The 19,527-nt window shown below is 64.3% G+C and carries 12 protein-coding genes and 3 pseudogenes; 2 read left to right on the top strand and 13 right to left on the bottom strand.

The window, feature by feature from the left end; translation table 11 throughout:
- Positions 1-133: 133 nt before the first annotated feature.
- From VXM69_RS32285 to VXM69_RS32255, 7 genes are all read right to left on the bottom strand, one after another.
- Positions 134-1,318 (bottom strand): HlyD family efflux transporter periplasmic adaptor subunit, encoded by a 1,185-nt coding sequence (locus VXM69_RS32285; RefSeq protein WP_367190239.1) that lies wholly within the window; start codon positions 1,316-1,318, stop codon positions 134-136.
- The gene (locus VXM69_RS32280) at positions 1,318-3,138 is read right to left on the bottom strand and encodes an efflux transporter outer membrane subunit (RefSeq protein WP_367190238.1); all 1,821 of its coding nucleotides are present in this window, start codon (positions 3,136-3,138) and stop codon (positions 1,318-1,320) included. Before VXM69_RS32280 ends, VXM69_RS32285 begins: the two co-directional genes overlap by 1 nt.
- A 2-nt stretch (positions 3,139-3,140) precedes the next feature.
- A complete protein-coding gene (locus VXM69_RS32275) occupies positions 3,141-4,079 on the bottom strand; it encodes a glycosyltransferase family 2 protein (RefSeq protein ID WP_034186076.1) in 939 nt (312 codons plus the stop codon).
- A 10-nt stretch (positions 4,080-4,089) separates the two neighbouring features.
- Positions 4,090-5,685, bottom strand: coding sequence for a DHA2 family efflux MFS transporter permease subunit (locus tag VXM69_RS32270; RefSeq protein ID WP_069705495.1), 1,596 nt, complete (start codon positions 5,683-5,685; stop codon positions 4,090-4,092).
- Positions 5,682-6,965 carry a nucleotide disphospho-sugar-binding domain-containing protein gene (locus tag VXM69_RS32265; RefSeq protein ID WP_059556913.1) on the bottom strand — a complete coding sequence of 428 codons (1,284 nt, stop codon included), beginning with the start codon at positions 6,963-6,965 and terminating at the stop codon, positions 5,682-5,684. The genes VXM69_RS32270 and VXM69_RS32265 overlap by 4 nt, the downstream gene beginning before the upstream one ends.
- Positions 6,966-6,982: 17 nt before the next feature.
- Complete coding sequence (locus tag VXM69_RS32260; RefSeq protein WP_034186073.1) at positions 6,983-7,552, bottom strand: isoprenylcysteine carboxylmethyltransferase family protein; 570 nt, start codon at positions 7,550-7,552, stop codon at positions 6,983-6,985.
- A 67-nt stretch (positions 7,553-7,619) separates the two neighbouring features.
- Positions 7,620-8,522 carry an alpha/beta hydrolase gene (locus VXM69_RS32255; RefSeq protein WP_034186072.1) on the bottom strand — a complete coding sequence of 301 codons (903 nt, stop codon included), beginning with the start codon at positions 8,520-8,522 and terminating at the stop codon, positions 7,620-7,622.
- 763 nt (positions 8,523-9,285) lie between these two features.
- Here VXM69_RS32255 and VXM69_RS32250 point away from each other — a divergent pair.
- Both VXM69_RS32250 and VXM69_RS32245 read left to right on the top strand, forming a co-directional pair.
- Positions 9,286-10,362: pseudogene (locus tag VXM69_RS32250) on the top strand (IS5 family transposase).
- Positions 10,363-10,540 (top strand): annotated as a pseudogene (locus VXM69_RS32245) (ISNCY family transposase); the annotation flags it as partial.
- Between the two features lie 318 nt (positions 10,541-10,858).
- Here the strand turns inward: VXM69_RS32245 and VXM69_RS32240 are convergent.
- From VXM69_RS32240 to VXM69_RS32215, 6 genes and pseudogenes are all read right to left on the bottom strand, one after another.
- Positions 10,859-11,389: pseudogene (locus VXM69_RS32240) on the bottom strand (DUF2827 family protein); the annotation flags it as partial.
- 29 nt (positions 11,390-11,418) lie between these two features.
- A complete protein-coding gene (locus VXM69_RS32235) occupies positions 11,419-11,811 on the bottom strand; it encodes a hypothetical protein (RefSeq protein WP_367190237.1) in 393 nt (130 codons plus the stop codon).
- Between the two features lie 47 nt (positions 11,812-11,858).
- The gene (locus VXM69_RS32230; protein ID WP_367190236.1) at positions 11,859-12,158 is read right to left on the bottom strand and encodes an H-NS histone family protein; all 300 of its coding nucleotides are present in this window, start codon (positions 12,156-12,158) and stop codon (positions 11,859-11,861) included.
- Between the two features lie 81 nt (positions 12,159-12,239).
- Positions 12,240-12,554: a hypothetical protein gene (locus tag VXM69_RS32225; protein ID WP_367190235.1), complete on the bottom strand. Its 315-nt coding sequence runs from the start codon at positions 12,552-12,554 to the stop codon at positions 12,240-12,242.
- A gap of 33 nt (positions 12,555-12,587) precedes the next feature.
- Entirely contained in the window at positions 12,588-14,408 is a 1,821-nt protein-coding gene (locus VXM69_RS32220) for a tetratricopeptide repeat protein (RefSeq protein ID WP_367190234.1), read from the bottom strand.
- A gap of 303 nt (positions 14,409-14,711) precedes the next feature.
- Positions 14,712-19,397: a YadA-like family protein gene (locus VXM69_RS32215; protein WP_367190381.1), complete on the bottom strand. Its 4,686-nt coding sequence runs from the start codon at positions 19,395-19,397 to the stop codon at positions 14,712-14,714.
- Positions 19,398-19,527: the final 130 nt, after the last annotated feature.

Raw genomic sequence — 19,527 nt, 5'->3', positions numbered from 1 at the left:
ATCCTGCTGCAAGTTCCCTGCGCACGTCGACTTGTCAACATCGAGAACGGCTTCATCGGATGCGCGCAGCCAATTGAGTGCAAATTTCGCACCGTAAAACTAGCGCCACCCGTAAAACAATCGTCAAGTTCCGTTACTGATTCTTGCGGATGATCGACGCGGCCGCCGCTTCCGCGTCGCTCGCGACACCGTCGTGCACACGCGTGCTGACGGCCGGCGTCGGCGGCTCGCTGTCGAGCGCATGGCCGTTGCGATCGTGCGTATCGACCGTCGCACGCATCGACAGCCCGACGCGCAGCGGATGCGCGGCGAGATCGCGAGCATCGAGCGCGATCACGACCGGCACGCGCTGCACGACCTTGATCCAGTTGCCGGCCGCGTTCTGCGACGGCAGCATCGAGAAGGCGCTGCCCGTACCGGCCGAGAAACCCTGCACGCGGCCGCGATAGGTGATCCGCGAGCCGTAGAGATCCGACACGACCTCGACCGGCTGGCCGACGCGCATGTGGCGGATCTGCCCTTCCTTGAAATTCGCCTCGATCCACAGCCGGTTGAGTTGCACAATCGACATCAGCGGCACGCCGGGCCCGACCTGCTGGCCGACCTGTACCGAGCGCTGCCCGATCGTACCGTCGACGGGCGCGACGATCGTCGTGCGCTTCAGGTTGCGGTACGCGAGCTTGAACTGCGCGGCCGCCTGCACGACGGCCGGGCTTTCGTCGACGGGCAGCTTGCTGCCGAGCGCGCGCGCCGCGTCGAGCTGGGCCTGCGCGGCCGCGAGGTTCGCCTGCGCGCCGGCCACCGCCGCGCGCGCACGCGCGAGTTCCTCGGGCGCAACGATCTCGACCGACGCGCCCGAGCGGGCGGCAAGCGCGCGCTGCGCGAGCGACAGATCGGCGCGCCGCGCATTCACGGCCTCGACGTACATCGTGTTCGAAATCCTCGCGTTCGCAACCTGCCGCACGGCCTGCGCGAGCTGCGCCTTCGCCTGCGCGAACGCGACGGACGCCTCGGTGTCGTCGAGCTTCACGAGCATCTGCCCGGCGCGCACGGCCTGCGTATCGGCCACCAGCACGTCGGTCACCGCGCCCGGGATCTGCGCGGCAACCTGCACGATGCTGCCCGCGACGTATGCGTCGTCGGTGTCTTCGTAGTAGCGGTCGCTCAACAGCCAGTAAACGATCCACGCGATCGCGGCCAGCAGCACGATCGCGAAGAACACCGTGAAGCGCTTGCGGCGCGTCGCGCGGCGCGCATCGAGGGCCGGATCGGTCGGTGCGGCCGGCGGCGCGGCGGTATGAAGGTTGTCGTGGTGCATCAGTCGCTTTGCGTGACGATCAGTCGATCGTGCTGGAACAAGGGGATCGGCTGGGTAACCGACGGGGCCGGCGCCGCGTTCGTCGCTGCCGTGCGCGCCAGAACCGGCGTGCCGCGCAACGCCGCGTCGTCACGCCGCACGGGTGCGGTTGCAGGCACGGCCGCGACACTTGCGACGGTAGCGGCCGGTGACAGGGACGCGCTCCCCGTACGCGCATCGCTCGACGGTGCGCCCGCCGCGGCGCGGTTCGCCGCGGCAGACGCCACCGGAGCCGGCGCCCCGCGCCTGGCCGCCCCGCTGCGCGCCCGATGCACGGCCGGCGCCTGCGCCACCGTTGCGCCCGCATCGAACCCGCCGCCGAGCGCGCCGATCAGACCGACGCGCAACGCCCGCTGCCGGCCGAGCAACGCGATCATCTGCGTGCGCTCGTCGATCAGCGTGAGATCCGCGACATCGACGTCCTTCTGCATCAGCACGCCGCGCCGGTGGCGGTCGGCCGCGATCTGCACGATCTTCTGCGCGGCCGCGACCGCGTCCTGTTGCTGCGCGACGAGCGTCTGCGACGTCTGCAACGACGTGACGAGCTGCGCGACCTGCCCGAGCGCGTCGTCGACGGTCTTGTTGTACAGCCCGATCGCGACGTCGGCCTGCGCGACGTCCGCGCCAAGCTTCGCCTTCAGCCGGCCGCGATCGAAGATCGGCAGCGAGATCGCCGGGCCGACGGAGCCCGCGAGCGAATCGCGCGAGAACAGCGACGCGGGCGTCAGCGCGAACACGCCGCCGAGCGCGACGAGGTTCACGTCCGGATAGAACTGCGCGCGCGTCGAATCGGCATTCGCGAACGCGGCTTCGACGCGCAGCCGCGCGGCGACGATGTCGGGCCGGCGGCCGAGCAGATCGGCCGGCAGCCTGGCGGGCACGGCGCCGCCCGCGAACGCGCCGACGCGCGGCCGCTGCAGCGCGAGCCCGCGCTCCGGGCCGCGGCCCGACAACACGCCGAGCTGCAGTTGCGCGAGCTTGATCTGCTCGTCGTTCAGCGCGATCTGTTCGAGCAGGCGGCTGCGCTTGATCGACGCGTCGCTCGCGTCGTACGCGTTGTCGAGGCCGCGCGCGGTGCGCTCGCGCAGCACGGCCGTCACGCGCTGGCTGATCGCGAGCTTCTGCTGCAACAGGTCGCGCACCGCGTACGCCTGGTCGAGCTGGCAGTACACGGTGACGATCGCGACGGCGAGCGTCAGCCGCACCTGCTCCGCTTCGACGCCGGCCGCGTCGCGCAGCGACATCAGGCTCCTGGTCGCCGCGCGGTTCTTGCCCCACAGGTCGAGCTGGTAGTTCAGGCCGACGAAGATCGACGACGGCGATACGTTCGGATCGCCGAAGATCTGCACCGGCACGCGATAGCCGCCGGCCGTCACGTCGGCGATGTCGCCCGGCTTCGGCATCCGCGCGCGGCTGATCGTGGCGCCGGCCGTGCCCGTCAACCCGGTCAGCGAATCGAATTGCTGAAGCTGTGCCTGTGCGATCCGCAACCGCGCCTGTGCGACCTGCACATCGGGACTGTTCCGCGACGCCTCGGCCACCAGATCGTCGAGCTGCGGATCCTGGAGCTGCTTCACCCAGTCCGGTGCCGGCCATGCGCCGTTCGCACCGGGCCCGGCCGTATGCGCGAGCGCGTCGTCGGCCGGCGCACGCAGCGACAGCGAAGGCAGGAACCCCGACGGCACGCATCCGCTCAACGCGAGCAGCGCGGCGGCCGCCGCGATCGTCGCGCCGCCCCTCACGCCGCGCGCCGGCCCCGCCGCTTTCCTCGAACGCCGCATCGTCACCCCTGCCGAACGCGCTGCGCACGCGCGGCCAGACGCGGCCGCGTGCGTTCGAGCGGGCCGAGCCGGCCGAACAGGCCGTCCGCGACGCCGAACAGGATGCCGGCCAGCTTCGCGCGCTTGTCGCGCTCGACGAGCGCGATCTGCACGACCTGCCACACGGTCAGCAGGTTCGGCACGATCGCCACCGGAAAGCGCAGCCCGTACTGCATCCCGAGCTGCACCGCATTGCGTGCGCTGTAGTAGCGCCGTTGCCACGAATGATTCATCGACGTCATTTCAAAAGGGCCGATCGCGTGCCGCTGCTTCGCGCCGATCCGGTGCGGCAGCACCAGCGACGGCACGACATAGAGCGGCACGTTGCGCGACAGCGCGCGGAAACTGTATTCGGTGTCGACGTGATCGATGAACAGCGTCTCGTCGAAGCGGCCGAGCAGGTCGAACGCGTCGCGCGACACGACGCAGCCCGACGAGATCAGGAACGCGCAGCGCTGCAGCGGCGCGCCCGGCTCGATGCGCAGGCGGCGCAGGCCGATGCCGTTCGTCGCGAGTTCGGGCAGGAAGCTGCGCGCGTTTTCGTCGAAGATGCGCGGGCCGGCCAGGAACGCGCGCCCCGCGAGCCCCGCACAGACGTCGCGCATCACCGGGAAATAGGCGGCCGGCACCGACGAATCCTGGTCGAACAGCGCGACGGCGTCGATGCGATCGCGAAACAGCGCCGCGAGCCCCGCGTTGTACGCGCCCGCGATCCCGCCGCGATTGCCGTGATGCAGCAGCGCGATGCCTTCCCTGTCGCACAGCGCGCGCGCCCGCGCATCGGGCCGCGGCGTGTTGTCGACGACGAGCAGCGCATCGCACGCGTGCCGCCACGCACGGAGCGCGTCGAGCTGCGCATCGCTCGGGTGATACAGGATCACGAGTGCGCCGAGTGTCGTCATGGTCTTCTCCTCAATGCCCGAACGACGCGGCTGCGCCGCGCTTCGGCCGCGTCAGCCACATCATCGCCGCGAGTGCGAGACACGTCATGCTCGCCATCCAGAACATGTCGTTGGTCGCCATCATGTACGCCTGCTGCATCACGACGTGGTGCAGCGTGGACAACTCGCGCACGCCGTCCACGCCCATCGCGTTCAGCGCGTGCACGAAGCGCTGCGTGTTCGCCGACGCGTGCGTGACCGATTGCGACACGGTGTCGTAGTGATAGGTCGCGCGGTTTTCCCACAGCGTGACGCTCATCGCGGTGCCGAACGCGGCGGAGAGCGTGCGCAGGAAGTTCGACAGGCTCGACGCGGCGGCGAGCCGGTCGTCCGGAATGCGCGACAGCGTCGCCGCGGTCAGCGGAATGAAGAAGCACGGCAGCCCGATCCCCTGGATCAGCCCCGGCGCCGCGATCTGCGCGAACGTCATCTTCAGCGTGAAGTGCGCATCCCACGCGAGTACGGCCGCGAACACGAGGAAGCCGAAGGTCGCGAGCACGCGCGCGTCGAAGCGGTGCGCGTGAATCCCGACGAGAATCGAGAACACGAGCGCGAGCACGCCGAGCGATGCGGTCGCGAGCCCCGCATGAAACGCGTTGTAGCCCATCACGGCCTGCATCCACAGCGGGAACACGACACCGACCACCGAGAAGCTCATCATCCCCAGCGAGATGATCAGCACGCAGAACGAGAACGTGCGGTCGCGAAACAGGCTGAGATCGACGACGGGGTGCGCCTCGCCTGCTTCCCAGATCAGCAGCGACACGATCGCGAGCGTCGCGACCACCGCCAGCGTGACGATCAGCGGCGAACCGAACCAGCCGCGGTCGTGGCCGAGGTCGAGCATCGCCTGCAGCGAACCGACGCCGATCACGAGCAGCACGATGCCCGGCACGTCGATCGGGCCGGCCGCGCCGCGTTGCGCGTCGGGGCGCAGCATCGCGGTGCACACCACGAACGAGAACAGCCCGATCGGCAGGTTGATCAGGAAGATCCACGGCCACGAGAAGTTGTCGACGATCCAGCCGCCGACCACCGGCCCGAAGATCGGCGCGAGCAGCACGGTCATCGCCCACAGCGCGAGCGCGATCGTGCGCTTGTCCGGCGGGAACGTGCGCAGCAGGATCGTCTGCGACAGCGGCACCATCGGCCCGGAACACAGCCCCTGCAGCGCGCGGCAGATCACCAGCACGTGCAGGTCGCGCGCCAGCCCGCACAGCAGGGACGTGAGCGTGAACAGCAGCACCGCGCCGACGAACAGCCGCAGCTCGCCGACGCGGCGCGCGAGCCAGCCCGTCAGCGGCACCGCGATCGCCGCCGCGACCGAGTACGAGCTGATCACCCACGTACCCTGGCTGTTCGATACGCCGAGACTGCCGGAGATCGCCGGCACCGCGACGTTCGTCACGGTCGAATCGAGCACCTCGATGAAGGTCGCGAGCGACAGCGCGAACGTCAGCAGCGCGAGGCGGATGCCGCGCACCGGCTGCGCGGCCGGCGCGGGCGCGGGCGTGTCGAACGCGGACGGCGCGACCGGCCCGTCTTGAAGCGGCGACGCGGTGCTCATGCGCCGGCCGCCGCGAGATCGGCCCGCGCGGCCAGCCGGCCGCGCTTCGGCACGAATCGTTCGATGAAATCGGCGGCCGCCTCGCAACCATCCGGCGCGGCCGCGAGCAGCGCGCGCATGCGCTTCGCATGCACCGCGAACGCCGGTTCGTCGAGCGCGCGAGCGAGCGCCGCGCCGAGCCGCGCACCGTCGACCGGGCCGTCGACGCGCACGCCGCAGCCGTTCGCGACGACGCGTTGCGCGTTGTCGAACTGGTCGTGCGCGAACGGCGTGACGACCTGCACGATCCCCGCCTCGCACGCGAGCGCCGCGGTGCCGATCCCGCCGTGATGCACGAGCGCGCGGCAACGCGGCAGCAGCGTACGCATCGGCACGAAGCGGCGCACGAGCAGCCGCTCGTCGCCCGGCGCCGCATCGTGCGGCGTCAGCAGGATCCCGCGCGCGCCGGTCGCGCGCAGCGCGTCCGCCACCGCGCGCGCGTAGGCCGCGTGATCGACGCGGGTCGAACCGGCCGTGAACACGACCGGGGGCTCGCCGGCCGCGAGAAACGCATCGAGTGCCACATCATCGTCGGGCGTCGCAATATCGTTGAACAGCGGAAAACCGCTCTGCAGATGGTTCGACGGCCAATCGGGCTGCGGCGGCGCGAACCAGGCCGGAAACAGGCACAGCACGCCGTCGGTGGAATGCAGCCAGCGGCCGAGCACGCGCCGCGCGGGCGCGAGCCCGAGCTCGCGGCGCACCGCGTCGAGCGCCGGGCCGCACACACGATCGAGCACTTGGCGCTCGATCAGCGTCATCAGCGCCGATTTCACCGGCAGCGGCCAGCGTGCGGGAATCGTCAGGCGCGGGTGCGTCGGCGGCGCATGCGCGGACAGCAGCGTCGACGGCGACACCTGCACCGACACGTAAGGCGTGCCATGCAGTTCCTGCATGAAGCGCGCGGAGAACGCCCACAGCGTGCCGACGAGCACCGTGTCGGCATCGGTCAGCGCATGCAGCGCGTCGTAATGCGGGCGCAGCGTCGGCGCGATCACCTGCCACAGCGTGCGGAACGACGTGCGCGGATCCCACAGTGCCGGGTTCTCCATCGCGGCGTCGTATTCGGCCGCGGTACCGACCGGCACGAACGCGAACCCGCAGCGGCGCACGGCCGCCTCGAACGGCGCGTGCGTGCAGAACACCACGTCGTGACCGCGCGCCGCGAGCGTGCGCGCGACACCGAGCAGCGGATGCACGTCGCCCGCCGAGCCGATCGCGGTCACGATCATCTTCGCCATCGCGCGCCTCGCGGAGGTCAGTAGAAACCGGGGATCAGCGCCGCCACTTCGCGGCGGTACTGCGTGTACGCCGGCCCGAAATGACCGGTGAGCCAGCTCTCCTCGACGCGCACCTTGTACGCGAGCGACGCGAACACGAGCAGCACGCCGACCGCGCCGCGCCATTCGCCGCCGATCAGCGCGGCGCCGGCGAGCGCGACCAGGCAGCCGGTATAGATCGGGTGGCGCACCAACGCGTACGGCCCCGTGCGGACGAGCTCGTGGTTCTCCTTCAGCGTGACCGACACGCTCCAGTTGGTGCCGAGATGCAGCCGCGCCCACACCGAGAACAACAGGCCGGCGGCCAGCACCGCAAGCCCGCACTGCGCCTGCAGCCCGAAGCGCTGCCAGTCGGGCACGAGCGCCTGCCACGATGGATCGGGCAGGATGATCAGCGCGCCGCCGACGATCAGCGGAATCGACTGCAGCGTGCGCGAGCGCGACGCTTCCTTGCGCACGGTCGTCTTCACGCCCTGCGACGTGGCGATCCAGTAAGCGAGCCATGCGGCCCACGGAACGACGATGGCGATGGTCTGAACGATATTCACGGCTGGCCTGCCTCGTTGGGATGGGAATTCGGATGTGCGGGGCGAACCCGGTGCACGACGGTTGGCGTCACGACGACAGCGCGTGCATCGGCGCGGGCACGCACGCATGCGCGGCGGCGCGCGCCATGCCGGCCGCGACGCTGGCCTCGCCGCAGAAGAACTCGAGCAGCGCCGTGCGCGTGCATTCGCGCTGCGCGCGGCCTTCGATGTCGAGGAAATGGCCGGCGTCCGGCACCGTCGCGAACCGTGCGCGCGACACGTGCGCGCCGAGCTGGCGCACGTCGGCCGGCGTCGTGTATTCGTCGCGCTCGCCGTTCAGGAACAGCAGCTCGCAGCCGATGTTCGAGAACTCGCTGAAGTAGCGCTCGGGCCGCAGCGACAGGATCTGGTCGACGTGGAACGCGACCTGGTCCTGCTCGTCGCGCGGCAGGCGCGTGAGATACCGGTAGTTGTACAGCTTCATGATGCGCGGCAGGTAGCGGCCGACGGTGTCGTTCAGCAGCTGCGCGGCCTTCAGGTTCTCGCCGGCCGCGATGTGATCGCGGGCGCGCGTCACGTAGTCGACCATCGCGTCGTTCAGGAACGGCGAGAACGAGCAGATCGCCGCGCGACGCACGCTCGGGCAGCCGCGCGCGAGCGCGAACAGCGACGCGACGCCGCCCCACGACACCGACACGAGGAACGCCGGCGCGAAATGCTCGACCAGGTACTGGAGGATCGCGGCTTCGTCGTCCTTGGTCAGGATGCAGCAACCCGGGTTGTACTGACGCGACTGGCCCGCATACGGCAGATCGAAGCAGATCGTGTTCATCCGCTCGCCGAGGTACTGGACGGTCTGCCCGAACGACGCCGTCGTCGCGAGCGCGCCGTTGACGAGCATCGCGGTGTCGAACGCCGGGTCGAACACGTTCCGTTCGACATAGACCTTCAGGCCATTCGGTAGCGGGACTACGTGTTTTTCGGTCGGCATCGTCGTTCTCCGGTGGATGCGGCGTCTCGACGTCGCGGCATGCTGCAGGTGCGCATACATAGAAGAGTGCCAAACATAAAGGCAGCACTCGATTCGTTGTGCTGAAGGTTATACAGCTGAAGCAGTGGCTTGCCGGCGCTCCGCACGCGACGTCTGCGCGTAACGACCCTTGTACCCTCGTTAACTCAAGCCCTCTCCGGAGCTCCCTTTTGTGCCGTGGCTGCGGCTTGGGACCTCACCCTGCCATTTAGTACTCGACCGAAAGGCCACTTGTCTTGCTCACAACGAATATTAGCCCACAAACCCACTAATAATAAACAGATTTTAAATGCACCCCCAACAAAAGATCAACATTTTTTATTTGACCGAGAATATTTATTGTTGTGGACGCCAAATTAATTCCAGCGAGTGCGCAAAGTTACCATTTGCCCATGCTTGACACCGCCCCATTCGATCAATAGCCTGCTGAAATTGCCAGCGCAGGATGTGTAATATTTTTGTAAAAATAAATAACGCACGAAATTTAACGATACCAATTTAATATTTTCAACGAAGACGGATGAAGACAAATAATTTCTTGCGCGCATCATCGAATCAATGAAATTTTCAGATAGCGAAAACGGCATCATAAATAATGAAACAAAACTAGAGATTGATGCGCCTTTATTTGACCCAGTTCTATCCGATGTCAGTTGTAAAATTCCAGCCCGTCTAACAGGCCGTTGAAATACGCCCGCCGATCCGTCACGATGTAGCCAACCCGATCCGAAGACACGAAGGCACGAAGGCAGCATGCGAGGCCAGCTACATCGAATCCCTGTTCAGTACAGTCAGACTGGAGGAGTTCGTACCGCAAACCCATCCGCTGCGATCGATCCGGACTTGGATGAACGAGGCGCTGTCGAATATGGATGCCATGTTTCTCGGCGATTTACGAAGCGGGCATCAAAGGCGGCCGGCCGAGCATTACGCCGGAGAAGCTGATGCGGGCGATGCTGCTTCAGTGCTGTACAGCATTCGCAGCGAGCGGTAGCTGGCACGAGCAGATCCCGTACAACCTTTTGTTCCGTTGGTTCGTCGGTCTGTCGATCGAAGACGCGGTGTGGAATCATTCGGTGTTCAGCAAGAACCGGCATCGACTGATCGAGTTCGACGCGGTGACTGACCTCTTCAACGCGACGGTGGAAACGACGCATAAATGCGGTTTGCTTTCGGGCGAACACTTCAGTGTGGACGGCGCCTTGATCCATGCGTGGACCAGCCACAAGAGCATCCGGCTCAAGGATGGCAGGCACGATGACGGCCGCCTGACAATTGGCGTGGCGAATCGCGCAGTAATGAAACGCACGAATCGAAGAGCGACGGAGAGAGCCGGCTCTATCGGAAGAGCAATGCAGCGCCAGCCTTGCCGAGTTACGTGGGCCATGTGCCGACCGATAACCGGCACGGTCTGGTTGTGAACGTTCAGGCCAGCGATGCGAATGGCCGAGCGGAACGCAAAGCGACGACGGACATGCTGCGCGATGTGTCGGGTTCAGACGTACGTATTGCGGTACGCGCAGACAAGGCGTACGACACGCGTGGATTTGTGAAGGCCTGCCGCGAATACAACGTGACGCCGCACGACGCACGCAACACGAAGCGCACCGGCGGAAGTGCAATCGATGGTCGGACAACACGGAATCTCGGTTACGCACTGAGCCAACGCAAACGCAAATGCATCGAACAGTGCTTCGGCTGGGGCAAACAGATCGGGCCGGTCCGGCAGGTGATGGTGAGGGGCGTGGAGAAAGTTGATCAGTTCGGGGGGCGGCGGAATTCTTGGACTATCAAGAGCTAGTCCATGTACTCATACGAAGACACGAGGATATATCGAACGGCATGGCAAGCCCGGAGCGCTCTACAACGACAAGGGCAGCGTGTTTCGCAACGTGAATCCTGGCAAGAGCGGCAGCCGCATCACTCCGTTCAGCCGCGCGATGTACAAGCTGAACATCGACACGTTCTGCGCGAACAGCCTTCTGGTGTCAGCAGTCCTGCCCTTCTATGCGTTGGATATAGGGCTCCCGGGAGAGGTCGACGCACCGCCTCGCCTTAACGACGGCGTTTTTCCTGATGCACGTCATCATTTCTCGGCTCCCTTTAAATCTGCTTCGACCGGCAATCACGCGCTCTACGGATCGACAGCCATCCGGAAAAGCATAAAAAGGTGCGGCGGTGCTCTGCCGCACAAAAATCCCGAACCTGCGTGGAGCGACAGGGTCCGGGGGCACGATCGATGCGCACTCCTCCTTTGCGCCTGAGCGGCTATAGAATAAGGAAATGAGCGCACGCGAGTACGACGCGACGTTCTCGGGGTTGTAGATGCTGACCGAGTCGAGCACGTGCTTCGACTGCTCGCGATACGCGTCGAGGTTCGCGTCGTGTTCGGCGAACGCCTGCAGCAGTGCGCGGTCGCCCGCGGCGGCGTCGAAGTCCAGGTAGTAATAGCCGGCGTCGCCGATCAGCGTCAAGTTGTGGATCAGCGGATAGCCGCCGTACAGCACGTCGTAATACAGATAATTCTGCCCGTTTTTCCAGTGGTTCGACACGACCGCATCCGCGTGGCGCGCCGTGAAGCCCGGCAGGTCTAGTCTCGGTTCGAACGTCGCCTCGTGCTGGCGGACGAGGTCGAGGCCGGCCGGCAGCGCGTTCGCGTCACCGCCGTTCAGGAAATAGACGGGACCGACGCGATCCAAGCGTTTGAGCATCATCGCGACGAACGCGATGTTCTGGTGAATGCAGTTTTCCCAGATCGCCAGGCCGTCGCGCGAACAAAGCGAAATGCCAACGGCAAGATGGCCAGCAGATTGAGATACTGTCCTCACGTTAGTCGTAACCTACCCGAAGAATGATATTAGTTCGAGAGCGTATTGTTGCGAATCAGCTCACCATGCCGCATACCGAGTTCGTGGGACAGCTTCATGTATCGAGCGCGAGTCGAATCGGTCTGCATTTTTTCAATAAATTGGCTGTTTTCTATTGCCAGTCTACGGGCAGCATCCGAGTTAACACCAAGTACGCCAGATACCAAACCATATTCATAAACCGAAAAGCATGGGTCCGCCAGTGGCGCACCCAACTGGCATTCTAAAACATTTCGCACTTTAGAACGGATCGACACCACTACCTCCACTTGCCCAGGATAATGCTCTTCCACCCACACGATGGGATCGAACCGTATAAATCTTTCCCCTACATCGGCAATCGCGCGCCGGTTCGACAGATGTCCACCTGGTTCGGATTTCATTTTATTCGTCTCCTTCATCCACCATCATTCGTGGTTTAATTCGCGAATCACCAAGGCAATCTAAACCCCTCAATATCCGCCTTTCCTTCCATCCATTTGGGCCGGCGCCCACGCCCCGACCAGGTGCAGCCTGTGACCGGATCCATATACTTCGCGACACGCTTGGGTCGCGTGCTCGAGCGGCACTGTTCGGCCAGTGCCCGCTTGATCTCGTCGAGCGAGATCTCGTAGGTCAGCATGGTTCGCACGATGCCCTCCAGAATCTCTTCGATATCGTTTCGACGAGTCTCACTGATCTTTTCGTGCAACTGTTGTTGCTGGTTGATCAATTCGAGATATTTTTCCATGTTCGAACTACGTCATCATGTAGTGGGCCGGTTTTCGTGATGCAACTCTTCGATTGATTCGCCAGAATCATCTGGAGGCGTTCACACCAGCGCCTGAAGATAAAGGCGTGCCCAGCGGCCGTGTTGACGGCCCAGCTGCTCGGCTCGCAGGTCGAGCGCATCGTCGGGCTCGACGTTTCCTGTTAGTGCATGCTCAGCGTCGAGTAGGCCGATACGCGGCACCGAACGACTGTAGATTTCATCGAACCCGCGCAGATACGCAGTCAGCAACTGGCCAGCCAACGATTCATCGACGTTTTCGTAGAGCGATTGTCTGAGATACGCAAAAATCTCGAGCACCGGATAAGGTGGCTCTTGCGCGTAGCGCTGATTGACATACTTGACGATCTGATTCATTGGATCAACCTGCTCATGAATAGTTTGACCGGCTCAGATTCCAGCCGGCGTCCCGGGCTTCATGGCTTGAAGATCTGCCCGAATTCGATGCAACACCGACGACCAGTCCCCCGCATGCTCCTGGCGGTACAGGCGCATGGCCGGATACCACGGACTGTCGTCGCGCTGCGTCATCCACATCCAGCTCGGGTTCGCGTGCAGCATCAACCACGTCGGTACACCCATGGATGCGGCCAGATGTGCGATCGGCCCGCTGACCGTCAGGACCAGATCCAGTCCGCGCAGGTAATGCGCGCAGCGCTGCAAGCTGTCAAACGTCTTGGTATGGTCGAGGATCGGTAATCCGCTCTGTTGCAATGCGTGGATATCCGCGCCTGCTCCGCGCGGTAGCACATGAAACGCGATGTCCGTCAGTCCGGCCAGCGCTGTGCCACACGAGTGGGGATCGATCGATGCGTGATGGTCACAGTCCGCGCCATCCGTGCTCAGCCAGTTCAGTCCGACGCGCAGCGGCAGGTTGCCGGCCGTTGCCTTGAGCGCCGTATAGGGTGCCCGGCCATCTGCATGCAGTGCTTCGAGCGCCGAGCCGATGTCCTCGATGCCGATGTCGAGATAGAACGGCACGCTACCCAGCGGCAGATGGAAATCGAAGTGCTCGAGCGTCTCCGTGCCCGCACTGAGCACGCTCACGTGTGCGCCGAGCATGGCCAGCATCCAACCGTGCAGCGCGGTTGGGCACGACAGAGCCACCTGAGCTTCACGGCAGCGCAGGTCGCGCGCAAGGAACGGGACGAACCGAGAGAACGCAATGCTTTCGGCCAGGCCCTGGTCGCACCACACCAATACCGTCTTGCCACGCAGATCCTCGCCGTTCCAGCGCGCGAGCGGCAGCCGCTCGCCGCGCGGACCGCTCAACTGCGTGTGACCACGCCATTCGTAGTTGAGCCAGCCGCGCGCGAAGTCGCCTCTGGATAACTGCCCCTGCGCCTGGGCAAAACGGATCGCCCCGTCGGCTGGCGCAAGCTCGGCTGCCTGCTCGATCAGCGCATCGGCCTCGCTCCACCGGCTCGCCTCTCGCAAAATCTGCGCATGCAGTAGCAGCGAGTCCGGACAATCCGGCGCCAGCGCCAGCGAGCGTTCGATGGCGATTTCCGCGGACTCCGTTTGCCCGCGCGCCTGATACACACGGGCCAGCGTGAACCACGCGATCGCGCTTTCCGGTTCATCGACGATCGCTTCTTCGATGTGAAATGAGGCACTTGGGAAATCGCTCATCTCGAGAAACACGCGAGCCAGGCTCGTATTGACCGCGGGGAACTGGCCGTCGAGCTTGCGGCAGCGCTGGTAGGCCTGAACGGCCGAGGGCAGATGCCCGCTCTGCTCGAGTGAGTAACCCAGGATGAACCACGCCTGCGCATGTTTTGGCTGGTTTTCGCAATACGCGAGCGCTACCTCGCTTGCCCGCTCGTAGTCGCGCTGCTTCCATAGCAGCACGACCCACTCCCGAATCCACTCACCCTGTGCATGACCCGCGGCGAAGGCCTGCTCGAAGCAGTCCAACGCGCCAGCCACGTCGCCTTGCGCAAGCAACACGCGCGATCGCTCGACAAACGCCCAACCGCTGCGTGGATCGAGCTCCAGTGCCCGGTTCGTCGCCTGTTTCGCAACATCGATCCGGCCGCGCATCCTGCACAGTTCGGCCCACAACACCCACGTCTGGGCATCCACGCTTTGCGCTGCAATCTGCGGCTCGATCAGCTCGCTCGAGCCCACCAAATCGCCGTGCCGCAGCAGCCACAGCGCGTCATCCACACGTCGAAGCTCATACGGGTTCTCGCTAAAGTGTGCATCCATGGTTTCTCCGTCAGTTTCTTGCGAACAGATCGATCTGCCTGGATCGTTCCGCTTGCTGTGCCGATACAGCAAGCGAATGCAGGCCGAGAAGTTTTCCCGCAGTCAAAATGTTGCCGGTCAGGACCCGATAACGGGAGCAAACGATCCACGGGCTGTTCAACAAGGTAGACACGGAAAGCCACCCAAAAACGCCTGTGAAATACCGAGTGGGCTTCGACATATTCTCGTGGCCCCGACTTGATTACTGCGCATCGAGGGTGGAGCGAACCATCTGACCCGCCCTCGACCGCTCCTACGTCCGCTTTACCACTGGTACGACACGCCAGCACCGTAGGTTGCACCCTGACCGCTGATGCCCACACCAATCTTCGCCTTCAAGTCACCGCTGAATCTGATCGACGCACCCAGGGCCGATGCGGCATAGCCCTGGTAACTGCCGGCTCCGACGCCTACAGCGATGGTCTTACCAGGATCGACTTCCGGGATCATCGTCAGCGCGGTGGCTGCGGCAATCCCGGAATAGGCCCGGCTGGCGACCTGGTTGACGCTCGACTGAACCCGCCAGAGCTGGTTCATGTTGGCCGCGTCGGTCCCGTTCACGCCCGGCGCCACGTTGGTGAGACGCCGCTCGTTGCCCTCGGAGCCAAACGACACCGTGTTCGGCTCGGAGGCGACGGAGCCCGCACCGATGGCCACCGAGTTGGCGCCCGCTGCTGTCGCGTTGTTGCCCAGCGCCGTGGCGCTCGTCCCGGAGGCCACTGCCCCCTGTCCGATTGCCGAGGAACCGCTACCCGAGGCGTTGGCGCCCTGACCCAGCGCCGTCGCGTTCGAGCCCGTCGCGCTCGAGCCCTGGCCCAGCGCTGTTGCACCGGAACTGGACGCAACCGCTCCTTGGCCGACCGAGGTCGCACCGGCACCGGTCGCACTCGAGCCCTGGCCCACCGATGTCGCGTTCGAGCCTGTCGCGTTCGAGCCCTGACCCAGCGACGTCGAATTGCTACCCGAAGCCGTCGACTGGCCCCCGATCGCCGTACTGCCCGTGCCATTCGCCTGCGCACCGGAGCCCGCCGCAGTTCCACCCGTGCTCGTCGTCGACAGCGTCCCGCCCGAGCTCGTCGACAGCGACACGAGGTTGCTCACCGCAGTGCTCAGCCCCGTCGACAGCGACGTGATCGTTGCCTTCGTGCTGCTCAGTCCGGTGGACAGCGACGCTACGTTGCTGCTTGTGTTACTGACCGTGGTCGACAGCGAGTTCAGGCTGTTCGAGGTCGCCGTCGACAGGGACGTCAACGCGCTGGTGGCCGTTGACAGTTCCGCGACCGCCGCGGTCGACAGCGACGACACTGCCTGGCTCACCGCATACAGCTGCGAGCCGTTGACCGCGTCGGTCGAGCTTGCCGACACCCGGCCAGCTGCCACGTTGATGATCTGCCGCTCCGCGCCTGGCGCACCGACGCTCACCACGCTCGTCGGCGTCGCGCCGGCGAACGTGTAGGCCGTTCCGCCGATGCTCATACCCGACGTCGGGTTCGCGGCGCTCGTCACCGAGCCCGAGCCCAGCGCAACGTCGTTGGCGTTGTTGGCCACCGCCCCCGAGCCGAAGGCAACCGACCCGGCACCGACCGCGCTCGACGTGTTGCCCAGCGCCACCGAGCCGATGCCGTTGGCGCTGCTGGCGTTACCCAGCGCCACTGCACCTTGGCCGGTCGCGACGTTCAGGTTGCCCGCCGCGACGGCGCCCTGGCCGGTGGCCGTGTTGTTGGCACCCGCACCCACTGCGCCAGTTCCGGTCACCACGTTCGGATCGCCGATGGCCACCGCGCCGTTACCGCTGGCGGTGTTGCCCACCCCGATCGACACCGCCTTACCGCCGGTAGCGCTAGCGTTCTGGCCAATCGCGATGGCTCCGTCGCTGCCGGCGTTGGCCGTGTCGCCGACCGCCAAGCTGCTCGCGCCGCTGGCTGTGGAGTTCGGGCCGATCGCGATGGCGTTGGTGCCGCTCGCCGAGCTGTCCGCGCCGGTGGCGTTGGCGTGGAAGTACTTGGTGCCGCCGCCGTTGACCGCGGTGGAGATCGACGAGAGCTGGCTGCTCGTCGCGCTCAGGCCGGTCGACAGGGACGACAGGTTGCTGCTGGTCGACGACAGGCCCGTGGACAACGAGGACAGGCCGCTGGTGGTGGCGGTCGACAGCGATGTGATGTTGCTGTTCACCGTGCTCACCCCCGTGGACAGCGAGGCCAGGCTGCTGGTGGTGGCGGTCGACAGCGACGTGATGTTGCTGTTCACCGTACTCACCCCCGTGGACAACGAGTTCAGCCCGCTGGTGGTCGCAGTCGACAGTGACGTGATGTTGCTGTTGGTCGTGCTCAGGCCCGTCGACGCCGACGTCGACAGCGAGGTCAACGTGCTGTTGGTCGTGCTCAGACCCGTCGACGCCGAGGTCGACAGCGAGGTGATCGTGCTGTTAGTCGTGCTCAGACCCGTCGAGGCCGACGTTGACAGTGAGGTCAGCGTGCTATTGGTCGTCGACAGACCCGTGGACGCCGACGTACTCAGCGACGTCACCGTGCTGTTGGTCGTGCTCAGCCCCGTCGAGGCCGAGGTCGACAGAGAGGTGATCGTGCTGCTTGCCGACGACAGGCCCGTGGACGCCGACGTGCTCAGCGACGTCACCGTGCTGTTGGTCGTGCTCAGACCCGTCGAGGCCGACGTTGACAGTGAGGTCAGCGTGCTATTGGTCGTCGACAGACCCGTGGACGCCGACGTACTCAGCGACGTCACCGTGCTGTTGGTCGTGCTCAGCCCCGTCGAGGCCGAAGTCGACAGTGAAGTGATCGAGCTGTCCGTCGAACTCAGCCCTGTCGACAGAGAGGTGATCGAGCTGCTTGCCGACGACAGGCCCGTAGACGCCGACGTGCTTAGCGACGTCACCGTGCTGTTGGCCGTGCTCAGACCCGTCGAGGCCGAAGTCGACAGTGAAGTGATCGTGCTGTCCGTCGAACTCAGCCCTGTCGACAGAGAGGTGATCGAGCTGCTTGCCGACGACAGGCCCGTAGACGCCGACGTGCTTAGCGACGTCACCGTGCTGTTGGCCGTACTCAGACCCGTCGAGGCCGAAGTCGACAGTGAAGTGATCGTGCTGTCCGTCGAACTCAGCCCTGTCGACAGAGAGGTGATCGAGCTGCTTGCCGACGACAGGCCCGTAGACGCCGACGTGCTCAGCGACGTCACCGTGCTGTTGGTCGTGCTCAGCCCCGTCGAGGCCGAGGTCGACAGTGAAGTGATCGTGCTATCCGTCGAACTCAGCCCTGTCGACAGAGAGGTGATCGAGCTGCTTGCCGACGACAGGCCCGTAGACGCCGACGTGCTCAGCGACGTCACCGTGCTGTTGGTCGTGCTCAGCCCCGTCGAGGCCGAGGTCGACAGTGAAGTGATCGTGCTATCCGTCGAACTCAGCCCTGTCGACAGAGAGGTGATCGAGCTGCTTGCCGACGACAGGCCCGTAGACGCCGACGTGCTCAGCGACGTCACCGTGCTGTTGGTCGTGCTCAGCCCCGTCGAGGCCGAGGTCGACAGTGAAGTGATCGTGCTATCCGTCGAACTCAGCCCTGTCGACAGAGAGGTGATCGAGCTGCTTGCCGACGACAGGCCCGTAGACGCCGACGTGCTCAGCGACGTCACCGTGCTGTTGGTCGTGCTCAGCCCCGTCGAGGCCGAGGTCGACAGTGAAGTGATCGTGCTATCCGTCGAACTCAGCCCTGTCGACAGAGAGGTGATCGAGCTGCTTGCCGACGACAGGCCCGTAGACGCCGACGTGCTCAGCGACGTCACCGTGCTGTTGGTCGTGCTCAGCCCCGTCGAGGCCGAGGTCGACAGTGAAGTGATCGTGCTATCCGTCGAACTCAGCCCTGTCGACAGAGAGGTGATCGAGCTGCTTGCCGACGACAGGCCCGTAGACGCCGACGTGCTTAGCGACGTCACCGTGCTGTTGGCCGTGCTCAGACCCGTCGAGGCCGAGGTCGACAGTGAAGTGATCGTGCTGTCCGTCGAACTCAGCCCTGTCGACAGAGAGGTGATCGAGCTGCTTGCCGACGACAGGCCCGTAGACGCCGACGTGCTTAGCGACGTCACCGTGCTGTTGGCCGTACTCAGACCCGTCGAGGCCGAAGTCGACAGTGAAGTGATCGTGCTGTCCGTCGAACTCAGCCCTGTCGACAGAGAGGTGATCGAGCTGCTTGCCGACGACAGGCCCGTAGACGCCGACGTGCTTAGCGACGTCACCGTGCTGTTGGTCGTGCTCAGGCCCGTCGAAGTAGAAGACGATAAGCTTGTAATGGTAGATGTCACCGCGCTGGCTACGGCATACAGTTGACTACCGTTGATTGCGTCGGTACTAGTTCCGCTTATAAGCCCTGCGGCTACATTTTGAATACGTCGCTCCGAGCCCACTTTTCCAACGCTTAATATGCCTCCCGACGCACCAGATCCGGCATAGCCACCGAAAGTTGTCCCGCCAATCGTCGTGTTATTGATAGTAGTAGCGCCGGCAGTACCTCCAGATAATCCCGTTAAAACAACGGAGCCATAGCCAAGTGCCACTGAGTTCACCGCACCGGCAGTTGAATTAGCACCGAGAGCCGCTGAGGAATCTCCGGAGGCCGTTGCACTATCTCCGAACGCAACTGAATTTGAACCGGTCGCACTCGACAAGCCACCGATGGCCGTAGAATTTGATCCGACACAATTCTGTGTCGCACCATACAAAACCGCAATATTGCACCCGCTCGTTGCAAACACAGTGGGTCCACTGCCATTAAAAACTAACGAATACGCATTCGCATAAAATGGCAGAGAAAAACCCAAAAAAGCAAGAGCAACACTCGTAGTCGTTAAAATAATAGAATTGGAAGTACCTTTCCCGTCTGCCGACCCAAGCTCAGAAACAACAACAAAGCAACCACGGCATTTACTCCAAACCACCTTGTAAATATTATTCATTTTTTACCCCGATTTTAATTTAATTTTTTCAACCCCAATACCATCAAACCAAAGCAAATAGCAGTTAAATCAAGCTGACTTCAGCTCTCCTAGAACGCTAAAAATCTAGAAACCCGAACAG

The sequence above is a fragment of the Burkholderia sp. Ed8 genome (assembly GCF_040761425.1).
In the GTDB taxonomy this organism is placed as follows: domain Bacteria; phylum Pseudomonadota; class Gammaproteobacteria; order Burkholderiales; family Burkholderiaceae; genus Burkholderia; species Burkholderia seminalis.
This window is presented reverse-complemented; position numbering and strand designations above follow the sequence as displayed.

Coding starts and splice junctions, on each gene's coding strand:
- VXM69_RS32275 (WP_034186076.1), bottom strand. CDS start 4,079: ATGACGACACTCGGCGCACTCGTGATCCTGTATCACCCGAGCGATGCG.
- VXM69_RS32230 (WP_367190236.1), bottom strand. CDS start 12,158: ATGGAAAAATATCTCGAATTGATCAACCAGCAACAACAGTTGCACGAA.
- VXM69_RS32265 (WP_059556913.1), bottom strand. CDS start 6,965: ATGGCGAAGATGATCGTGACCGCGATCGGCTCGGCGGGCGACGTGCAT.
- VXM69_RS32270 (WP_069705495.1), bottom strand. CDS start 5,685: ATGAGCACCGCGTCGCCGCTTCAAGACGGGCCGGTCGCGCCGTCCGCG.
- VXM69_RS32280 (WP_367190238.1), bottom strand. CDS start 3,138: ATGCGGCGTTCGAGGAAAGCGGCGGGGCCGGCGCGCGGCGTGAGGGGC.
- VXM69_RS32235 (WP_367190237.1), bottom strand. CDS start 11,811: ATGAAATCCGAACCAGGTGGACATCTGTCGAACCGGCGCGCGATTGCC.
- VXM69_RS32255 (WP_034186072.1), bottom strand. CDS start 8,522: ATGCCGACCGAAAAACACGTAGTCCCGCTACCGAATGGCCTGAAGGTC.
- VXM69_RS32285 (WP_367190239.1), bottom strand. CDS start 1,318: ATGCACCACGACAACCTTCATACCGCCGCGCCGCCGGCCGCACCGACC.
- VXM69_RS32225 (WP_367190235.1), bottom strand. CDS start 12,554: ATGAATCAGATCGTCAAGTATGTCAATCAGCGCTACGCGCAAGAGCCA.
- VXM69_RS32220 (WP_367190234.1), bottom strand. CDS start 14,408: ATGGATGCACACTTTAGCGAGAACCCGTATGAGCTTCGACGTGTGGAT.